The sequence below is a fragment of the Stutzerimonas tarimensis genome (genome assembly GCF_042648805.1).
Classification (GTDB): Bacteria; Pseudomonadota; Gammaproteobacteria; order Pseudomonadales; family Pseudomonadaceae; genus Azomonas; species Azomonas tarimensis.
On sequence record NZ_JBHRXZ010000022.1, the window covers coordinates 596,894 to 615,095 of the forward strand.

Sequence of the window (18,202 nt, forward strand, 5' to 3'; positions counted from 1 at the left end):
TTGGGGCACGACGGTCAGCGGGCAGGAGGAATTGAGGTGGCAGGTAGTATCATTTACCTTTTCATGTGGGGATATCAAGCAAGCTACAGGGTTCACATCCAGATTCTGGCGCGAAATGTGCTGAAGAAATTGGGTGCTCCGGCTGATGCAGAAGTGCTGCTTGTTGGGGCACGCCGCCCTGGTAGCGAAAATGCGAACCAGGTATGCGTAGAGCCAGAAGACGGTAAGTGGCAACTATCTTTATTTGAAGGCTTGCTGGATTCGGTTGAATCGAATTACCAGAGTCATCGGTTGCAGAACATGTTTTTTGGCGATGAGCCAAGCATGCGCGACAAGCCAGAGTGGATGCGCCGCGACTCAGTACGGACATCGGTTGGCAAGGCACTCGAAGCTTTTGATACAGAACACAACGTGACATCGTTTTGCGGGGAGGTCAGGCGCATAGACGACTATTACGTCACCCCAGTCATACAGATTCCAAACACCACTTTCACGCAGTTCCCTCCCTTGCTCTCAAAGCCTATCGACAAGGGGCAACAAGGAAATGGATTTCGCAGCCTGATACATGCAGCGATGTATGCAGTTCTTCATGAGGCTACTGAGGAGTTGCATAACCCAGACCCCGGGCGATTTACCCATCGCAGCATGAGAGATGCTGAGGAAATCGCCCGGATTGCTGCCAAGGACTTTCTGCACACGCCTGGGCTATCGATCGAGCAACGGTACATTCACACCGATCTTTTCGATGCCTTGAATCTTGTCTCCTCTCTCATGTACGAGGGGGTGAAAGGCATTGGGCAGCTCATTCTCGTTGATCCTGACAACGACGCGGTTGAGTTCCTGGCAAAGTTCGTTGAGCCGGTCCCCTTTCGTGAGCCACGATGGGTTCGGAAAGTCTTGCAGATGGCGACCACAGGTGTCGGAATCATCGCAAATAGTCAGTACATATTCGGACTTGGGCGATTGAAGGATTCGCATGATTCCAGTGCACAAGATGCGTTCACGGTTGCCTTTATAGATCACTATCATTGGGAGTTGTACTGCGGTAGCCAGGCACTGCTTCGCAGTCACTATGCGGTGCCCAAACTTCCGCAGGAACCCTTCGACAAGACTGCCTTCCTCGCAAACTATGCGAGGTTATTTCCGCTGTCATCGCAAGAGAACGGCCTGCACTTGTGGAACCTATTGCTGACCCAGATAAATCAAGAGCATGGCAGCATGATTGTCGTTGCGGAAGACGCGGCCAATGAGGCGCACCGGCTCCGTAAACAGGGTACCAACATCGTGCCAATCAGGCTCACCGAATCGCTACTTCGATGTGTCAGTGGTATCGACGGAACAATATTGCTCGATCCCGCTGGATTTTGTCACGCTATCGGGATCATTCTTGACGGTGAAGCGACCGATCAATGCACGCCATCAAGGGGGTCTCGGTATAACTCGGGCGTGCGCTACGTACAGACGGGCAGCACTCGAAGGCTTGCGATCGTCGTGTCGGACGATCGAACGATCGATATCATTCCGCCAATTAAACGATTGGCCAGTCGTTCAAGAATCGAACAACGTGTCGCAGCGCTTGAGGCAGCAACGCTCGACAACTATCATGACTCTCGGAATTGGTTAGACGACCATCGCTTCTATATCAATGCCGAGCAATGTGCTCGGATCAATGCAGTGATCGACAGACTAGATGCCCTTCCAAAAGAAGTGGGTCTTATCTATCTCGGAACGGAGAGATTTGAGGTTGATCCCGAGATGGACGAAAGCTATCTCACCGATTGATCGAATACTGCGCATGATGTCAACGTAAGCACCCCGCCGCGATGGGCGGGGCGCGGTGGGCGGCCGTCAGGCCGCCTTGGGCTTGTTGCGCGACCAGATCAGGTCGTGCGTGCCGTCCTCGTTCTCGATCAGGCGGGCATAGACCGTCGCCGGGAACGAAGGATCGTCGAGGGATACGGACACGTAGGGCCGCCCGGCTTCGCTTGTCTTCTTCCACGCCGCGCCGATGTCGTGGCCGGCCGCCTGAAGGCGGAAGTCGGGGGCGTTCTCGGTGTCGCCCTTGTCGTTGGGAATCAGCTTGACCTTGACGTTCAGGGTCAGGGTGCGGAGCTGGCCGGTGAAGCCGTCTTTCTCTGCGGTGAAGGTGCCGATGTTAGCCATGATGTTTCTCCTTTCGGGTTGAACAAGGTCGCGCCAGTGCGTCCTTGTTGTGATCCGGCCGGCGGGGGATGGGCTGGCCGCACCGCGCAGCGGTCGCAACACCGTGAAGAGCCTGGAAGCGAAAAGAATTTGTCCCGCGAGGAATGCGCGCAGCGCAGGGGAAATTGTTTTCGCTGGAAGGTTGCGGCCATGAAGCCCAAGGCACAGCCGTTCCCTCGCCAGGATTCACGACAAGCCAAGGACGCACAGGCCGCCCGCTCCCGAATGGAGACGTGGCCGACTCGGCATCCCCGCATGACGGCTTCACCGGCTTGCGCCCTGACACTGGCAAGGCCAATACCCCAACGACGAGCGAGAACGCTCCTTGCCGCAGATTGCGACGACGTGGTTGAGGCGTGGCGTGGATGCTCCATAGCGAAGCCGGGTGGCGTGTCGGTGAGCCGTCCTTCGTGACGTACAGGCGCGAACCGCCAGCGTCGAGGACGGCACGCTTTGGCACAACCTGCCGCAGCAAGCCAGGGCATAGCAGCCCGCGCCACGTCCATTGCGGCGGGCTCCATCTTCACCGCAAGCGGAGCGCGCAGCGACGTAGGCGCGTAGACGTGAGGAATTGAAGCCGAATGGCCGTGACGGCATCGCCGGCATGGGGCGCAGCCCGAGAGCCCTGCGGCGCGTAAGCACCGCCACGCCCTATACCTGCCACCCAAACCGGCCGGCCAGAACCATCCAGCTACATGATGAAGCTGCCCTGGTCGGCATAGCCGTGCGGTTTGATCTTCACCGCAGCCACCCGCGCCTGCATGGCGCGCTTGCACGAGAACTCCTCGCCGCCATCCTGTATCCACGCACCGAGCCGGCGTTCCAGCCAGCCGTGCGCGCACGCCGTACCATCATTGAGACCGTCATTAAAGTCGGCCTCGACCTCCTCGTTGCGGGGGTCGAGCAACACGTGGATCGACAACTCGTCGCCGCTGATCGCCGATACCACGGCCACCGCAGACAAGTCTCCGTCGAAGGTGAAGCGATACTGGCCGCGCTCGCCGCCGTTGTTCTTCGGATCGGCGCCCGGCCACCAGTCCTCGCCTGGCGACAGTCCGAACATGCGCTGTTCCAAGCCGGCGTTGATCGCCGCAACCATCAGGTTGCGCCAACCATTCCAGCGCCCCCCACGCTGCTTGCGCAACGGATAGGTCTTGAACGGCGAGTAGGAGCGATCCAACTCCGGCAACAGGTGCAGATCCTCGGGCGGGTTGTAGCCCAGTTGTCGCAGCCGCTGTACCGCACGCGCGTTGCTCGGTTTGCTGGCCTCGGCGGTTGCGCGACCGTCGAGTGCTGCGCGCAGCGCCGCATGAGTCCTGAACCCAAGCGCAGCGGCCACGACCTCGCTCATGTGCGCGGAACGGACGCCACTCACGCGACGCTCGGCCCGCTGTTTGAGGTTGCGGACAGCGGCTTCGGAAACAAAGTAAGTAGATACAGACATGCCAAATTCCTGTGTGCATGGCCGATGTCTGCCGATTACGCATCGACCGAAGGAATGGGCACGGTCAATAAACTAGGTAAAGCTGAAAGAACGTCGTTTAACCCGGCAGTAGGTTCAGCGTGACGCGGCTGTGTTTTTCATCATAGCGCTCGGCAGCCGGGAGGCCAAGCCCGCACCGCCGCCTAGTCGAAGGCGGCGGGGTGCGACGAGTTGTTCTGGACGTGTCATCTGGCGTGGCAAACCTGCCGCGCCAGATTTTTGGGCAGAAGCCCCGGCGCATTACGCCGGGGCCATGCTGCACCCTCACGCGGCGAGTGCGTGGGCCTCCACTTCGTCGGCGGCATCTTCCGACGCATCCACGTCCTGCGCGTCTTCCTGCGGCTCCGTGTCGTGTCCGCTCTTGAACACGGCGGGCATCCAGCCCGTGCCATCGGCCAGCCGTTCCGCCTCGCTGGCAATGTCGGCCTTCTTCAACTTCGCCAGCCGGGTAGCGTGCGACGGCGCGAACTCGCCCACAGCTTCCAGAATCACCGGCTTGGCGATGTGGCGGAAATAGCCCTCGGCGGTCGGCTGCCACCATGCGGCCATATCCAGCCCCACGGCCTGCGCCAGTTCCGCGCCCGCCTGGTGCGCCGTGGCGCGAGGCGTCACCACGTCCACGGTCGCCGCCACGCATACCGCCAGCAGACGCACTAGTTCGCCTTGCTCCATCGCCAGCAGCGCGGCGAACAGTTCGGCGCCGTCCTGCGGCAGCGCTTCACCCGCGACCTGCTGCAACTCGCGCAGGGCTACGGCGGCAGGCGATTCGGGCCAGTCGGGGGCCATGCCTTCCAGCCGGTCTTGCACTTTCAGGCTCACGCCTAGCGGCAGGTCGTGGCCGTAGTGGCTGTCCTGCAAGACGGTCTGCACCATGCCATGCACCAGCGCGGCCAGCGCGACGTGCGGATGCCGGGCCACTTCGATTTGCAGCGCGGCGGTGCGGTGCGCGCTCAAGCGCTGCGCCAACCGGTCGGACAGGCTCGCGGCCTTGGGCTGCTCGGTGTCCTCGCCTTCGTCGTCGTTCCCGGCTTCACCTTCCGCACTGCCGAACCCCCGCCGCAAGCGTTCCAGCGTGCGCAGCGCCTTGGCTTCGGCTTCGCGCAGCAGCCCGCGATGAATCACGGATTCGCCGCTGCGGTCGAGGGTGACGATGGCACCGGCCACGGCGCGCACGTCCTGGGCGTAGCCCTGCAAGGCTTCCTCCACGGCTTGCAGTTCCCCGGCAACCTGTTCGCGGCGCGGTTCCAGCGCTTCGGTCTTGTCCTCGTCCTCGGCGTCGTAGGCGTCTTCCAGTTCGGCGTCGATCTTGTCGAGGCGGGTTTGCAGCGAGGCGATGCGGCGGGCTTCGCGGGCGTTCGGTTCGCGGCGCTGGCGCGGTGCGTTCTGGAACGCCTGCCGTTCGGCGTAGCTCATGTGCGGCACGGCTTCCACCCACGCCCAACCCTCGGCGCGCACGTCCCCGGCCAGCGCATCCAGCTTGCCGCGCACCAGCGTTTCCAGCAGCGCGGCATCGGTCAGGTAGGTTCCGGCATCGCCTTCCGCGAACAGGTCGCGGCGGATGCCACCGCCCGCCGCCGTGTAGGTGTCCAGCCCGGCGAAGCGCACCAGCGGATGCGTGGCATCGATTTCGCGTTCGGTCAGGCGTTCGCGCAGCGCGGACGCGCCACGCTGCCATTCGGGCGCACCGTAGAACGCAGCTTCCTGCGCGGCATGGTCGTCGGAGATGGTCAGGGCCATCAACTGTTCCAGCGTGACGGCTCCGGCCCGGTAGTCGGCCATCAGGCGCGGCGCGATGTGGGCAAGCTTCAAGCGGCGCTGCACCACCAGCGGGGACACGCCGAAGTCGGCGGCAATGTCTTCGATGGGGCGGCCTTCCTTGACCAGTGCGGCGAACGCCTCAAACTGGTCGGCGGGGTGCATCTGCTCGCGCAGCAGGTTTTCTGCGAGGCTGACGGTACGGGCTGAAGCATCGGGCACCAGCAGGCACGGCACTTCATAGTCGGTGGCGATGCGATTTTTCTTCGCCAGCAGTTTCAAGGCGGTCAGTCGGCGGTCGCCCGCCACCACTTCGTATTGCTCGCCACCGGCGGACAGAATGACGATGAGGTTTTGCAGCAGACCGATGCGGGCGATGCTCGCGGCCAGTTCGGGAATGGACAGGCGCGGGGTCGTGCGCGCGTTACGCTTGGAGCGGCGCGGCAGCAACTGCGAGAGCGGAACCAAAATCAGGTTCTTGGTCGGGTCGGCCACTTCCAGCGGCGCGGCGGTTTCGATGACACGGGTTTCGATTTGGGTAACGGCGTTCATGGTGATAACTCCTAGCGGTTGGGATGCAGCAGCGAAGGAAGCGGCAAGGGCTGCTGCCTGCCCCTGCCGCGTGGGGATTCAGGCTTTCAACTGGCGCAGGCCATCGGCCAGCAGCCAAAGCGCGCGATTCAGTCGGATGTTTTGGTCGATGCCCTGCACCGGACGGGTCTGCTGGCGGCGTCCGTTGGCGCTGCGCCCGCGCAGGCCGCCTTGGATCAGGTTTTCTTGCGTGCGGTTGAACACGCTCCACAAGTCCGGGCGGCGGTCGTCGTGGCGGCGCGGCATCAGGATTTGCGATTCCGTGATGGGCGCGGGCTTGTCGGGGTCGTCGTACTTGAGGGCCAGCGCGGCACGGGCGAACACTTCGGATTCGCCATCGTTCAAGGTGAGGGCGCGCATGGCATCGCGGGATTCCTTCACCCGGGCGAAGCCGCTCAACACTTCGTAAGCGCCTTCGATGACGTGTCCGGCCACGTCGCCTTTGTGGGGCACGCGCACATCGGCCACCGTGTCGCCGCAGACAAGGCCATTGCTGCACACAAACCGGAACATCCCGGCCAGCATCTGATAGCTGCTCGTGCCGTCATGCGAGTTCAGCAGCACGATTTCATAGGCTTCCGCGCCGTTGATCTGGCTGGCGTGGCGCAGGCGCAGCATGTGCTTGGTGTAGTCGCGGCGGTCGTCGTGGCGCACGCGGGTCTGTGCTGCCATAAAGGGTTCAAACCCTTCCTTGCGCAGTTCCGCCAGCACGGCAGCGGTCGGGATATAGGCATACCGTTCGGAACGGCTTTCGTGCGGGGCGTCCGCGAAGATGGACGGGGCCACACGGCGGATTTGGTCATCGGACAGCGGGTAATCGCTGCGCAGCGACGGGGAACGGGAAGCGAATCGGGATGCGAGTTGCATTGCATTTCTCCTGACGAAAAGGGTTTGCTGTTCAAACCGCACACCGGATTCCTAGATTCGGAGCCCAGCCTTTCGGCTGTTCGGTGCGGTCGGCACGAGGAACCCGGTTGGCCCTGTTGCCACCGTCTTTCCTGAGTTCATCGCCCGCGGCCAAAGGAGCGCGCGGACGGGGGCCGTCAAGGAGCCAAGCGCAGGGTTGGTGCGGCCCGCAGGCGCAGCCGAGGACACGGCCCAGCGCGCCTTGACGGCACACGGGAGCGGGCTACGGTCGCGGGTAAGGTGATGAAGTCAGGGGAGACGGCTGGACAAGGCAACGGCCATCCCTGCGTGCCGACCGCACGCAAGCGAAGCGCGCAGGCCCGAAGCTGGAAGCCGGGCCGAAGGCGTCAGCGATGGAAGCCCGAAGGGGCGAGACTCGCGCAGCGAGGCTCGATGCGAAGCACGACAGCGCGACCCGGCGATGCCTTCTTGGCCGGGGGACGCTCGAAATCGGCTACTCTTTCCGGAGAATTGCTATGCCCTCATCCGCGAGAACAGCAGAATGAGCCGACCGGAAAATCCTAGAATGGAGGATCGGCGTCCGTTGGCAGACATGAGCGGCTGCAATCATTAAGATGGAAAGGTAAATGTTGGGAATTGTTCTTTGCGCCTATAGCAAGGCACACAAATTTCATTGCCATAGTTGAAATTACAAGGAAGAGCATGCCTGCCCTTTATCAACTTGCGATCCTTGGTTCTCCAACCGGTGCTCAAGTGTCTGAGCTTGAAGCGATCGTTGGAAGCGCTGTGGGCATGTTCAACTTGCGATTGGGTCATGAGGTCGGATGGGAGGTTTGTCCCGAAGTATTCGACCCAGATCAGCAACGGTCGTCCGCTGCGGTCTTCTTCGGGGGCGAACATCCGCCCCTTGCCAATGTGGCAAAGCTGTTGGAGCGCGGCATTCCGCTGTTGCCAGTTGCCTCTGAAGTCAATCGGGTCAGCGCAGAGATCCCACAAACTTTGCAGCCACTCAATTGCCTGGCATACACCTCCGGCGGGGCGCAACGTGTCGCGACCGCGCTATTGGAATGCGCCGGGTTGCTGCCCCGGCAGCGCCGGGTATTTGTCAGCTATCGCCGAGGAGAAGCCCGAGAAGCGGCCTTGCAACTGTTCGACGCTCTATCTGCGCGACTCTTCGATGTGTTCCTCGATACACACGGTATTCCTCCTGCGGAGGACTTTCAGACAATGCTGTGGCATCGCCTTTGCGATTCCGATGTTCTCTTGATGCTCGATACGCCAGGTTACTTTGAAAGCCGCTGGACTAGCGCAGAGTTCGGAAGGGCTCTGGCAAAAGGTATAAGCGTCTTGCGGGTAGGCTGGCCAGACGCCACGCCTTCTGCCCGCACGGCAACAGCCAGTCGAGCAGAACTGTTACCAGAAGAAGTTGATCAGGCTACTGGGCACATCGCTGAAGACGCTGTGGAACGCATCTGCCTGCAACTTGAGGAAGTTCGTAGTCAAAGCCATGCGGTTCGCTCCGTCAATCTCGTGAGCAATATACGCAATGCGGTTCAAACGATCGGTGGCCAGGTCATCGGAGTGGGAGCCAACAAGGCTGTTCATATCCAGCTACCCGATGGCCGGAACGTGGTCGTCTACCCGACGGTCGGTGTTCCCACATCGACAACACTGCATGACGCATCCAGCAATTCGCCGGATCAATCGGTTGCCGTTGTATACGATCACGTCGGTTTGCATCCTCGCTGGCTGGGGCATTTGGACTGGCTGGGGCAGCATATCCACTCGGCTCGATGGGTCAAGGCCAGCGAGGCTGGTTGGCAATTTGCAGATTGGGAGGCCTGAAGCATGAGCGCAATTTTTCTCTCTGCCAGCGTCCCACTTGTTGACCGGGGCACGTATCACGAGACCGCCAATCCATTTCTCATCCAATGTGCGGTGCGAGAGTTGGTTGTGGCTGTCGTTCGGCAGCACAAGATCGTGTGGGGCGGCCATCCGGCGATCACACCTATGATTTGGAGCATTTGCGAAGACTTGGGGATGGATTACTCGCAATCCGTGGTGCTGTACCAGAGCAAGTTTTTTGAGGATCGTTACCCCGAAGAAAACAAGCGTTTTCAGAACGTCGTCTTCACCGATGCGGTGCCTGATGACAGGGATGCAAGCTTGCTGTTCATGCGAGAAACAATGCTTTCACGTGAGGACTTGGTCGCTGCTGTATTCATCGGCGGGATGGAGGGGGTAGAAATCGAGCATGATATTTTTAGGCGATTCCATCCCACCTCCAAAGTGCTGCCAGTGCCCTCACCAGGAGGAGCTGCACTGAATCTCGCCAAGGAGCACGGCTATTTCTCCGACGCCGACCTTGTCGACGTAGATTTCGCGCGACTCTTCCATGCTCACTTGACTGCAGCTACGAATGGCATTTCTAACTAGTTCGCTGCCCATAGCTCTGCCATAAAGCTAAATCACGGAACTACAATGCCGCGGAAAGTTTTCTACAGTTTCCACTATCAGCGCGATAGCTGGCGCGCCTCCAAGATTCGCAACATTGGCATGGTGGAGGGAAACCAGCCTGCAAGCGACAACAAGTGGGAAGAAGTAAAGCGAGGCGGTGATGCAGCGATCAAGCGCTGGATCGACGGCCAACTTCAGGGCCGAAGCTGCACAATCGTTCTAGTCGGTGCTGAAACGGCAAATCGCCCCTGGATTCGGTATGAGATTGAACAGTCTTGGAACAGCGGAAAGGGGCTTTTGGGGATAAGAATCCACAGGCTACTGGATCACAATCAGCAATCGTCAGTCGCTGGGGCCAATCCTTTCGAGTTGTTCACTCTAAATGATGGTAGAAAGCTATCCAGCGTCGTGCGCACCTACGATCCACAGGGCGTCACCAGTAGCGCAGTCTATAACTACATCAGTGAAAACCTGGCGAGTTGGATAGAAGGGGCGGTAGCCGCTCGCTAAGCCGCCATTCCGTCAGAACAGCGCTCCAGTCTTCATGGGGTGTCCATAGAGTTCAGAGATTTGCCCTTGAAACTGCGTCTGCCCCCCGTAGCTCGGATGCCTCACGCAGATTACGGGTACGCAATCTGTGACGCGATGAGCGGCTGCGGCAGCATCGTTTCCGATGGCGACGATGCGCGAGGGATGGAGCAGCGCAATGAGCTGTTGCAACAGTTCTTCACCAGCTCGCCTTTCACGGGCATTGTGCTGCCGGTTGGTGAACGGATCCCCTGATTCATGAGGATGAAGTGGGAAAACATTCCAGAGAAAGATGCGAGCATCAATGTGCTCCAGCATGCCCCATATGACCGCCGCGGTTCGCTCGGCTACAGCATTCCCTACGGTCGGCCGCTCTGCGGCCAGATCAACATTCCAACGCCTGGCGTGCTGGTTCATGTGAACATCGTCAGTCAGGGCTAGTCCGGTTCGACGCCCTCCACGATATCCTAGATCTCGCCCGATCCATATCGCGTCTACAGGCTCCTCTGTGGCACAACGCAGCAAAGCGGAAAGCGCGGCAGCGCGCCGGTGCGGCGCGTCTCGACGATCATGAACTTCACATCGATCTGAATAGGGATTGAAGCAGTCGTCGAATTGCAGCGAAGAAACTGCCTCGACAAAAGGGTGTAGTTTCATTTTGTAGACTCAAGTGGCAAATATTTGATGGTGCGTTGTTCTCGATTGCCAATGATCCAGCCACCTTGATTTTCCTTTACTTGACGGAAAACAGTGTATCCGTCCAAGATGGCTTTTTCCCAGAGCTTCAGCGGACACTTCTCCACCTCGTAGCCACTCACGAACTGATCAATGGTTTTTAGAATCCCAAGGGAAACCTTCTCTTGGTTCTCGAAGAAGTTCAATTCCTTGGCTCTGGAAAAAATCCAAGCCGTAAGCCCTTCTTCAACGACGATTGCCCGACCACTGTCTTGCTCTTCATCATATTTGGACTGGCTCTTTCGCTTGTGCTTGATCAATGCCCGTATTACAGGTGACCAATGCAAGATGGCTGCATATGCAAAATGGAAAACATCATGAAATCGGTAGCCATCTCGGTCAGCGATGTTGTCGGTCAGGGGATCACCTATGAATACGCCATTCCATTGGAGATAGCTTTTGCCGCTACCGCGTTGATTGACTCGGATCTTGAATTCTCTAGGAAGTTGCTCCTCGATTCCAAACTCGCTATCGAAATCAAGGCCAATCAGGTCAACCGCCTGTGGCTCCAAGAATGCACCCCTAGCTTTCCGGAGGTTACCCCGCGCTACGTCCGAGAACGCCAACTCTGCGGCATGGATTGCATCGAGATAGGCTCGCGCGAAGGTGACCACGTCATTGCGCGCAGGCCCACTTCCGAGCAGAGCTGCGGCAGCTTGCCCCAAGCGTACCAAGGTAATGTCCAACGACGCAGGGGCCGCCACAGGCATGGCGATGTAAGCCAATGCACCTTCGGCTATGTCGCTTGCTGCCCCTATGTTCTTGAAGTTCCCGTGATTCGCCGCCTCGGCAAAGATATCTTCAAGTGGAGCTTGCATGCGCCGGCAGATCGCAGCCAAATACCAAAGCGTATCGCCGAATTCTTCTTCCGCCGCCCTTCTGAAACCAGGGTACGCAGATTTTTCCCGGACATGTTTTTTGGCAGTAGACATTATTCCACCGACTTCCCCATAAAGCCCTTGAAGGACAGGATTGAAATCGGTTGGACTGAGTACATCCGTAGCTGCAATTTCCGAAGCGTAGTCCGAAAGCAGCAGAGAACCTTCCTTGTGCATCGGTTACCTCCGAAGCGTCAGCCATTCGAATGGAGCGCCCTGATATCCATTCAGCCCAAAGCTACGAACCCATTGCTCTAGGTTCGCAATCAGTTTTGGATCGTCAAAAGTAGTTAGGCCTATTCCTGTTTTGCATAGAGACCGGCCTTGCTGGTCTTTTAGCTCTTCCGGGAACTCCGGCCCCTCTCCTCCGAAGTACACGAAGTCATTGCTGATGAGAACCCTGTTTACACCCGTGTCGCGAGTGACGTGATCGGGATTAAGTGAACCATCGGGGCGAGAGTGAAAGGAATCTCGTTGCTGCCAGGCGGCCGCTGGTGCGGCTCTGAAGTAGATATTGTCCCCGCAACTTTGTTTCCGACTACCGCTGCGATAGGGCTTTTTAGATTCAAACCGTGGATCTGCCCCATATTCATCAAATGTCATCGTTTCGGTGACTTGCATTGCATAAACCAGATACCCGCCTCGCCGAACACTTCGATCATTGCTGCCACTGCCTACCACCCAATCACCGATGTCAGCGCCCTTGCGGATATTTGGCTTGCAGGTTGCAAGCGTGCAGTATTCGTAAAAGGGATTGGGTGCGAAACCACTGTCGTACCGCACCACGTAAGAGTGGATACGTGCCATCAGCAGGGATGCCTTTTCAGAGGAACCGGATCACAGGCGCCACCGTCGGGTTTTTCCCATGTATCTTTTCCGTTGATCGCATCAATGATTGAGTCACCATTCCAGCCGACCAAGGCATCGGCGTATTCTTTCAGTGCCTCAGGAATGTCGCATTCCTTCTCACCATGCTCCCAGATGCCAACAATACGTTTGCCTTGCTTGGCTGCATATTCGATTTCCCAGGTCACCCAGTCGCTATCTTTCGTCTGGGGTGAGACGTAGCAAATAAATATGCCCGCCCAGTTTATCGCTGGGGCCAGAATCTGCGTCTTGATGTAGTGCTCATCCGTGGCGTTGTTGAACTTCCCTGTATGGATGGAGGAGTCCCTTACATCCATCCCTTTCGGAGCCAGCAGATCTTTGAGCTTTTGGAGCCCATGATCGTCCTTATGTACATGGCTGATAAACACGTTCCTTTTCTCTGCCATCTGTCACCTCCATCGACGTTTTGATAGCGTAAAAGATCGTAACTGAAATTGCGTGGTTATGGCAGAAAACGCAGATCAATCAAAGGATCGCCCGGAGCCCCTTGTCGGCGATGATGTTGAGCAGCTTCAGCGCCGGGCCAGCGGGTCGGGTTTCACCTTGCTCCCACTTGCGCACGGTCGAGGCCGAGGTGTGCAGGTGATGCGCGAACACCGGCTGGCTGAATTTCAGCTTCTCCCGTAGGCGCCTAATGTCCTCGGCGCCAAACTCCCGCACTGGCAGCGGGCAGATCGCGTCGAACTCGCGCATCGTCACCTTGCTAATCGCACCCACTTCATGAAGCGTGGTCAGGTCGTCACGCAGGGATTCAATGATCTTGCTCACAATGCACCTCCAGTAACACGCCCGACTGCAACGCCTTCGATAACGTTTCCCCGGACAGTTGCAAGAACGCCTTGCCGGCGAATTGCAGCGCCTTCTTCTCGTCCTGCGTGATATTCGCCTTGTCGTTCTTCGGGAACCCATGCAGGAACACGTAGCGGCTGCCGATCCTGGCCGATACCAGTGTGCGGTAGCCGCCGCTTTTGCCACCACCGGGGCGGGCCACCCGCTTCTTGTAGAGGAAGCCACCCAAGTCCGCGTCGATTAGACCGCTTTCCATCTCCTTGACCGCCTTGCACAAAGCGTCATCGGGTAACTTCTCGCCCGCTTGCCACCGCGCAAAGTCCTTTCGTTTGAGGATGCGCGTCATCTTGACCTCCAAACTATACCCGATACGGGTATAGTTTTCCAGTCCCAGATATGGCGCCAAGGCTGAAGGGGTAGCCCACTCGATTGTCGTGTCGCCGTCACGACAATCGGAGCCGACAGGGAAGGATGCTCGCCGCCGGTCATGTGGCCACCTGTTCCGGTTCCTGGCGGGTGCCGATAATCGACTTGCGGCGGCTCGCCACTAGTTCGGCGGCCTTGCGCACGGGGTCATCCTCGGTATGGACGTAGCGCATGAACATCGCCACGGTCTTGTGCGCCGTCAGTGCCATGCCGACCTTGACCGGAATGCCCGAGTTGGCAATGTCCGTGGTCGAGCGGTGCCGGATGCCGTGCGTGCCGACGTGCGGCACGCTAGCCGCCTTGAGCGCACGCTTCCAGCCGCCGTAATACTCGCCATAAGTCATGTGCTTGTCCGAGTCGTTGGGCGACGGCAGGACATAGGGGCAGCGTTCCCGGCGGGGTGCCGTCGAGAACAGACGATAGGCTTCCTCGCTCATGGGCTTGGAGATGCCGCCAGTCTTGCTATCGGGCCAGACCACGCGCCGCTTCTCCAGATCAATCCATTCCCATTCGAGCGAGACAATTTCGGAACGGCGGGCGGCGAACTCGAATTGCAGGCGGATCGCCAGCGGGATGGCGTAGTTCTCAAGCCCTTCAGCCTCCAAATGCTCAAGGTGACGGAACAGGCGCACCATTTCCTCGTCGTTGATGAGGCGGGTCACCTTGCCGGCCGGAAACATCGGGACGTGCCGGCACGGGTTGGTGCCGTCAGGCCGGTAGCCCCACACTTCAGCCAAGTTGAACATCTTGCGCAGCACGCCGAAGGTTCGGTTCGCTTCGGCCGGCTTGTAGGCCAGCTTCTTCATCAGCGCCGCGATGTCCGGGCGCTTCACGTCCTGCACCTTCATCCGGCCTAGGATAGGGATGATGCAGCGGTTGATGACGCCCCAGTAGCCGCGCTGGGTGCTGGGCTTGTTGCGTTGCTTGGAATAGTCTTCCATGAAGGTGTGGCAATACTCCTTCATGGTAGGTGCCTTACGAGCAGCGTTCTTGGCCGCGCTCGGATCGCCGCCTCGGCGAACCTCAGCCAGCCACTCCTGCGCCATGACGCGGGCCTGCTCGACGGTCAGCTCCCCGTACTGGCCCAGGGCGGGCTTGCGGCGCTCGCCGGCATTCGTGCGGTATTGGAGCATGAACACCTTGCGGCCCGCCGGGGTGATCTTGCACAGGAAGCCGGGCACCACGGTGTCCCGGAGTTCGACGGCCTGCGCCTGGGGCTTTGCCGCATCGACTGCAGACTTGGTGAGTTTGATTCTTGCCATGATGACTCCTCAGAAACCCCGGTTTCCAAGAGCCGCATGGGAGCCACGCGAGGGGAAGCCGGGTCAAGTTTCGGAAAGCACCGGCATATGTTGAACTCGCCTAAGCTATTGATAAACCTGCTGTATCGAGCCTTGGCGTAGTCCAGCGAAGTGCCGGGCTGGAGTCATCGTGAAACAAAAAAAACCCGGCCGAAGCCGGGTAAAGGACACTAGATGATGGTTACATGCCGAGCCAGTTCGGCAGCGCCAGGGACACGGCCGGTACGTAGGTGATGACCATCAGGAAGCTGAGCAGCATCAGCAGCCAGGGCAGTGCCGCGCGGATCACCTGGGGCACCGACATGCCGGTCACCGCCGAGGTGACGAACAGATTCAGGCCCACCGGTGGCGTGATCAGCCCGATCTCCATGTTCACCACCATGATCACGCCCAGGTGGATCGGGTCGATGCCGAGCTGGATGGCGATGGGGAAGAGGATCGGCGCCAGGATCAGGATGATCGCCGAAGGCTCCATGAAGGCGCCGGCAATCAACAGCACGATGTTCACCACCAGCAGGAACATCCAGGGCTGCAGGCCGGCCTCGATGACCCAGGCGGTGATCTGCTGCGGGATCTGTTCGGTGGTCAGCACATGGGCGAAGAGCATGGCGTTGGCGATGATGAACATCAGCATGATGGAGAGCTTCGACGACTCCAGCAGCACCTTCGGACATTCGCGCCAGGTCAGGTCCTTGTAGACGAACAGCGCGATCGCCCCGGAGTACACCGCCGCCACGGCCGCCGCCTCGGTGGGCGTGAACATGCCGGAGTAGATGCCGCCGAGGATGATCACCATCAGCAGAAGGCCCCAGAGCGCCTTGCGTGCCGCGGACAGCCACTCGCGAAAGGACGCGCGTGGCATGGCCGGCAGGTTCTTTTTCACCGCATAGATGTAGATGCCGATCATCAGCGCGGTGCCCAGCATCAGGCCCGGTATCACCCCGGCCATGAACAGCTTGCCCACCGAGGTCTCGGTCGCCGCGGCGTACACCACCATGACCACCGAAGGCGGTATCAGGATGCCCAGGGTGCCGGCGTTACAGACGATGCCGGCGCCGAAGGCCTGCGGATAGCCGGAGCGGACCATGCCGGCGATGGCGATCGAGCCGACCGCGGCCACGGTGGCTGGCGACGATCCGGACAGCGCGGCGAACAGCATGCACGCCAGCACCGCGCCGATCGCCAGACCGCCACGGATATGGCCGACGCAGGCGTTGGCAAAGTCGATCAGACGGCGGGCCACGCCACCGGTGGTCATGAAGGCGCCGGCGAGCAGGAAGAACGGAATCGCCAACAGGGTGTAGTGCTCGGAGGTCTCGAACAGCTTGATCGCCAGCGAGCGCACCGAGTCGGGGCTGAACAGCATGATGGTCAGCGAGCCGGCCAGACCGAGGGATACGGCGATGGGCACGCCGATGAACATCAGCACGAACAGGGCAAGAAAGAGGAAAAGGATCGTCATTTTATTTTTTCTCCTCGTGCTCGGTCAGCTTCATGGCTTCGCCGGCTTCATCGGCCAGGCCGAGGCCGGTTTGCTGGTTGCGCAGGATGCGCACGAGAATTTCCAGGAAACGGATGAACACCATGGCGAAGCCGAAGGGCACGATCACTGCGATGTGCCATTGCTTGATGCCCAGGTGACCGAGGTCTTCGGCGCCGATGTCGACGATCAACAGCGTCTTCATCCAGTCGAAGCTGGCCACGCCCATCAGGCCGGCATAGGCCAGGCAGCAGAGCACGGCAATGATGCCGATGGCCTTCTGCACCGAGCGCGGGGCAAGCTTGACCAAGGCGTCGACGCCGATGTGACCGGCGGTGCGCACGCCATAGGCGATGCCGAAGAACAGCAGCCAGGCGAACAGCGCCTTGGTCAGGGCGTTGCTCCAGGTCATGGCATGCGCCAGATCGATGATGAAGTCGCCAATGGAGAAGAACAGGCCGCTGGCGCCTTCGAAACGATCGCCAAGCGCGTAGAACATCGTGTAGGCGTTATTGAGAATGACGTAGACAAAGGTCACCAGCGTCATGGCAGCCAGGAGGAAGGCGATGAAGGCCTCCTCGAAATGCTCCCAGACGCGCCGGAAGGCGTTCATGGTTGGATTCTCCCGAGGGTAGAGCTTGAAAGACGGGGCGGTGAGGACAGCGTCCTGGCCACGAACCGAGCTGGCGGCCGGCGGACCGAACCGGGCGTGTGCTGGCCCGGGCTCGCAGGCCTCCGGGGCTGCCCCGAAGGCCTGCGGAGGCGTTAGTTACCCTGGTTGGCGGCTTCGGCGGCCTTGATCACGTCGGCGCCGATCTCGCCTTCGAACTTCCTCCAGACCGGCTGCATCGCTTCGCGCCACAGACCGCGTTGCTCGGCCGACAGGTTGAGGATTTCGGTCTTGCCGTCGGCGAGGATGGCCTGCTTGGCCTCTTCGTTGAGGGCGTCGGCCTGTTGGTTCACCGATACGGTGACTTCGTCGAGGATGGTTTTCAGCTCGGTGCGCACGTCAGTCGGCAGGCCGTTCCAGAATTTGGTGTTGGTGATCACCATGTAATCCAGGAGGCCGTGGTTGGACTCGGTGATGTGGCTCTGAACCTCGTGCATCTTCTGCGAGTAGATGTTCGAGTAGGGGTTCTCGGCACCGTTGACCACGCCGGTCTGCAGGCCCTGATAGACCTCGGCGAAGCTCATCTTGCGCGGGTTGGCGCGCACGGCCTTGAACTGCTCTTCGAGTACGGCCGAGGCCTGCACGCGGAACTTCAGGCCACGTGCGTCCTTGGGCTCGAGCAGCGGCTTGTTGGCCGACAGCTGCTTCAGGCCGTTGTGCCAGTAGGCGAGGCCGGTGATGTTCTTGTCTTCCATCGAGCGCAGCAGCTTCTGGCCGGCTTCGGCTTGCTGGAAGCGGTCGACCGCCGCCATGTCGTCGAACAGGAATGGCAAGTCGAAGACCTGGATGGCCTTGGCGTAGTGCTCGAACTTGGCCAGCGAGGGGGCGATCAGCTGCACATCACCGAGCAGCAGTGCTTCCATCTCCTTGCCGTCACCGAACAGCGAGGAGTTCGGGTAGACCTCCACCCGCACCTGGCCGGGCAGGCGCTCTTCGGCAAGCTGCTTGAACATCAGCGCGCCCTGGCCCTTGGGCGTGTTCTCGGCGACCACGTGGGCGAACTTGATGACAATCGGGGCAGTCGCAGACTCGGCGGCATGGGCCAGCCCGGCAATACTGAGGGAGAGCGCGCAGGCGATGGCCTTGGCAGTCAGCTTGAACATGCGGTGTTCCTCTTGTTTTGAATGGATCGCGCGGCGATCGGCAGAGAGG

Annotated in this window: 18 protein-coding genes; 4 read left to right on the forward strand and 14 right to left on the reverse strand. The window is 59.8% G+C overall.

Annotation, left to right across the window (positions count from 1 at the left end; translation table 11 throughout):
* Window positions 1-36: 36 nt before the first annotated feature.
* Window positions 37-1,782 carry a hypothetical protein gene (locus tag ACFOMF_RS11955; RefSeq protein WP_386365077.1) on the forward strand — a complete coding sequence of 582 codons (1,746 nt, stop codon included), beginning with the start codon at window positions 37-39 and terminating at the stop codon, window positions 1,780-1,782.
* Between the two features lie 66 nt (window positions 1,783-1,848).
* Here ACFOMF_RS11955 and ACFOMF_RS11960 read toward each other — a convergent pair whose 3' ends face one another.
* The 4 genes from ACFOMF_RS11960 to ACFOMF_RS11975 form a co-directional block, all read right to left on the reverse strand.
* Complete coding sequence (locus ACFOMF_RS11960) at window positions 1,849-2,163, reverse strand: DUF736 domain-containing protein (RefSeq protein WP_023087363.1); 315 nt, start codon at window positions 2,161-2,163, stop codon at window positions 1,849-1,851.
* 730 nt (window positions 2,164-2,893) lie between these two features.
* Entirely contained in the window at window positions 2,894-3,553 is a 660-nt protein-coding gene (locus tag ACFOMF_RS11965) for a hypothetical protein (protein ID WP_386365079.1), read from the reverse strand.
* Window positions 3,554-3,949: 396 nt separating this feature from the next.
* Entirely contained in the window at window positions 3,950-5,992 is a 2,043-nt protein-coding gene (locus ACFOMF_RS11970) for a ParB/RepB/Spo0J family partition protein (protein WP_386365081.1), read from the reverse strand.
* A 78-nt stretch (window positions 5,993-6,070) separates the two neighbouring features.
* Window positions 6,071-6,898 carry a DUF932 domain-containing protein gene (locus ACFOMF_RS11975; protein ID WP_386365083.1) on the reverse strand — a complete coding sequence of 276 codons (828 nt, stop codon included), beginning with the start codon at window positions 6,896-6,898 and terminating at the stop codon, window positions 6,071-6,073.
* Window positions 6,899-7,600: 702 nt separating this feature from the next.
* On the opposite strand from ACFOMF_RS11975, the gene ACFOMF_RS11980 reads away from it, so the two are divergent.
* From ACFOMF_RS11980 to ACFOMF_RS11990, 3 genes are read left to right on the forward strand one after another with little or no spacing between them, the layout of a single operon-like run.
* Entirely contained in the window at window positions 7,601-8,743 is a 1,143-nt protein-coding gene (locus ACFOMF_RS11980; RefSeq protein ID WP_386365085.1) for a toll/interleukin-1 receptor domain-containing protein, read from the forward strand.
* A gap of 3 nt (window positions 8,744-8,746) precedes the next feature.
* A complete protein-coding gene (locus tag ACFOMF_RS11985; RefSeq protein WP_386365088.1) occupies window positions 8,747-9,334 on the forward strand; it encodes an SLOG domain-containing protein in 588 nt (195 codons plus the stop codon).
* A 45-nt stretch (window positions 9,335-9,379) separates the two neighbouring features.
* On the forward strand, window positions 9,380-9,865 hold the full coding sequence (locus tag ACFOMF_RS11990) for a TIR domain-containing protein (RefSeq protein ID WP_386365090.1): 486 nt from the start codon (window positions 9,380-9,382) through the stop codon (window positions 9,863-9,865).
* A gap of 12 nt (window positions 9,866-9,877) precedes the next feature.
* Here the strand turns inward: ACFOMF_RS11990 and ACFOMF_RS11995 are convergent, their stop codons facing one another.
* The 10 genes from ACFOMF_RS11995 to ACFOMF_RS12040 form a co-directional block, all read right to left on the reverse strand.
* Window positions 9,878-10,300 (reverse strand): uracil-DNA glycosylase, encoded by a 423-nt coding sequence (locus ACFOMF_RS11995; protein WP_386365092.1) that lies wholly within the window; start codon window positions 10,298-10,300, stop codon window positions 9,878-9,880.
* Between the two features lie 236 nt (window positions 10,301-10,536).
* Window positions 10,537-11,673, reverse strand: a complete 1,137-nt coding sequence (locus tag ACFOMF_RS12000) for a nucleoside triphosphate pyrophosphohydrolase family protein (protein ID WP_386365094.1) — start codon at window positions 11,671-11,673, stop codon at window positions 10,537-10,539.
* Between the two features lie 3 nt (window positions 11,674-11,676).
* A complete protein-coding gene (locus ACFOMF_RS12005) occupies window positions 11,677-12,303 on the reverse strand; it encodes an Nmad2 family putative nucleotide modification protein (RefSeq protein WP_386365096.1) in 627 nt (208 codons plus the stop codon).
* Window positions 12,303-12,770 (reverse strand): TIR domain-containing protein, encoded by a 468-nt coding sequence (locus ACFOMF_RS12010; protein ID WP_386365098.1) that lies wholly within the window; start codon window positions 12,768-12,770, stop codon window positions 12,303-12,305. The genes ACFOMF_RS12005 and ACFOMF_RS12010 overlap by 1 nt, the downstream gene beginning before the upstream one ends.
* Before the next feature lie 79 nt (window positions 12,771-12,849).
* The gene (locus ACFOMF_RS12015; RefSeq protein ID WP_386365100.1) at window positions 12,850-13,152 is read right to left on the reverse strand and encodes a helix-turn-helix domain-containing protein; all 303 of its coding nucleotides are present in this window, start codon (window positions 13,150-13,152) and stop codon (window positions 12,850-12,852) included.
* The gene (locus ACFOMF_RS12020; RefSeq protein ID WP_386365102.1) at window positions 13,136-13,519 is read right to left on the reverse strand and encodes a type II toxin-antitoxin system RelE/ParE family toxin; all 384 of its coding nucleotides are present in this window, start codon (window positions 13,517-13,519) and stop codon (window positions 13,136-13,138) included. Before ACFOMF_RS12020 ends, ACFOMF_RS12015 begins: the two co-directional genes overlap by 17 nt.
* A 139-nt stretch (window positions 13,520-13,658) precedes the next feature.
* Window positions 13,659-14,861: a tyrosine-type recombinase/integrase gene (locus ACFOMF_RS12025; protein ID WP_386365104.1), complete on the reverse strand. Its 1,203-nt coding sequence runs from the start codon at window positions 14,859-14,861 to the stop codon at window positions 13,659-13,661.
* Window positions 14,862-15,081: 220 nt separating this feature from the next.
* Window positions 15,082-16,362, reverse strand: coding sequence for a C4-dicarboxylate TRAP transporter large permease protein DctM (gene dctM / locus ACFOMF_RS12030; RefSeq protein ID WP_386365106.1), 1,281 nt, complete (start codon window positions 16,360-16,362; stop codon window positions 15,082-15,084).
* A gap of 1 nt (window position 16,363) precedes the next feature.
* Window positions 16,364-16,993, reverse strand: coding sequence for a TRAP transporter small permease (locus ACFOMF_RS12035; RefSeq protein WP_386365108.1), 630 nt, complete (start codon window positions 16,991-16,993; stop codon window positions 16,364-16,366).
* 152 nt (window positions 16,994-17,145) lie between these two features.
* Complete coding sequence (locus ACFOMF_RS12040) at window positions 17,146-18,153, reverse strand: TRAP transporter substrate-binding protein (protein ID WP_386365110.1); 1,008 nt, start codon at window positions 18,151-18,153, stop codon at window positions 17,146-17,148.
* Window positions 18,154-18,202: the final 49 nt, after the last annotated feature.

What these genes read in the sequence shown, in the direction of transcription:
- ACFOMF_RS11960 (WP_023087363.1), bottom strand. Translation starts at nt 2,163, where the DNA reads ATGGCTAACATCGGCACCTTCACCGCAGAGAAAGACGGCTTCACCGGC.
- ACFOMF_RS11965 (WP_386365079.1), bottom strand. Translation starts at nt 3,553, where the DNA reads ATGAGCGAGGTCGTGGCCGCTGCGCTTGGGTTCAGGACTCATGCGGCG.
- ACFOMF_RS11970 (WP_386365081.1), bottom strand. Translation starts at nt 5,992, where the DNA reads ATGAACGCCGTTACCCAAATCGAAACCCGTGTCATCGAAACCGCCGCG.
- ACFOMF_RS11975 (WP_386365083.1), bottom strand. Translation starts at nt 6,898, where the DNA reads ATGCAACTCGCATCCCGATTCGCTTCCCGTTCCCCGTCGCTGCGCAGC.
- ACFOMF_RS11980 (WP_386365085.1), top strand. Translation starts at nt 7,601, where the DNA reads ATGCCTGCCCTTTATCAACTTGCGATCCTTGGTTCTCCAACCGGTGCT.
- ACFOMF_RS11985 (WP_386365088.1), top strand. Translation starts at nt 8,747, where the DNA reads ATGAGCGCAATTTTTCTCTCTGCCAGCGTCCCACTTGTTGACCGGGGC.
- ACFOMF_RS11990 (WP_386365090.1), top strand. Translation starts at nt 9,380, where the DNA reads ATGCCGCGGAAAGTTTTCTACAGTTTCCACTATCAGCGCGATAGCTGG.
- ACFOMF_RS11995 (WP_386365092.1), bottom strand. Translation starts at nt 10,300, where the DNA reads ATGAACCAGCACGCCAGGCGTTGGAATGTTGATCTGGCCGCAGAGCGG.
- ACFOMF_RS12000 (WP_386365094.1), bottom strand. Translation starts at nt 11,673, where the DNA reads ATGCACAAGGAAGGTTCTCTGCTGCTTTCGGACTACGCTTCGGAAATT.
- ACFOMF_RS12005 (WP_386365096.1), bottom strand. Translation starts at nt 12,303, where the DNA reads ATGGCACGTATCCACTCTTACGTGGTGCGGTACGACAGTGGTTTCGCA.
- ACFOMF_RS12010 (WP_386365098.1), bottom strand. Translation starts at nt 12,770, where the DNA reads ATGGCAGAGAAAAGGAACGTGTTTATCAGCCATGTACATAAGGACGAT.
- ACFOMF_RS12020 (WP_386365102.1), bottom strand. Translation starts at nt 13,519, where the DNA reads ATGACGCGCATCCTCAAACGAAAGGACTTTGCGCGGTGGCAAGCGGGC.
- ACFOMF_RS12025 (WP_386365104.1), bottom strand. Translation starts at nt 14,861, where the DNA reads ATGGCAAGAATCAAACTCACCAAGTCTGCAGTCGATGCGGCAAAGCCC.
- dctM (WP_386365106.1), bottom strand. Translation starts at nt 16,362, where the DNA reads ATGACGATCCTTTTCCTCTTTCTTGCCCTGTTCGTGCTGATGTTCATC.
- ACFOMF_RS12035 (WP_386365108.1), bottom strand. Translation starts at nt 16,993, where the DNA reads ATGAACGCCTTCCGGCGCGTCTGGGAGCATTTCGAGGAGGCCTTCATC.
- ACFOMF_RS12040 (WP_386365110.1), bottom strand. Translation starts at nt 18,153, where the DNA reads ATGTTCAAGCTGACTGCCAAGGCCATCGCCTGCGCGCTCTCCCTCAGT.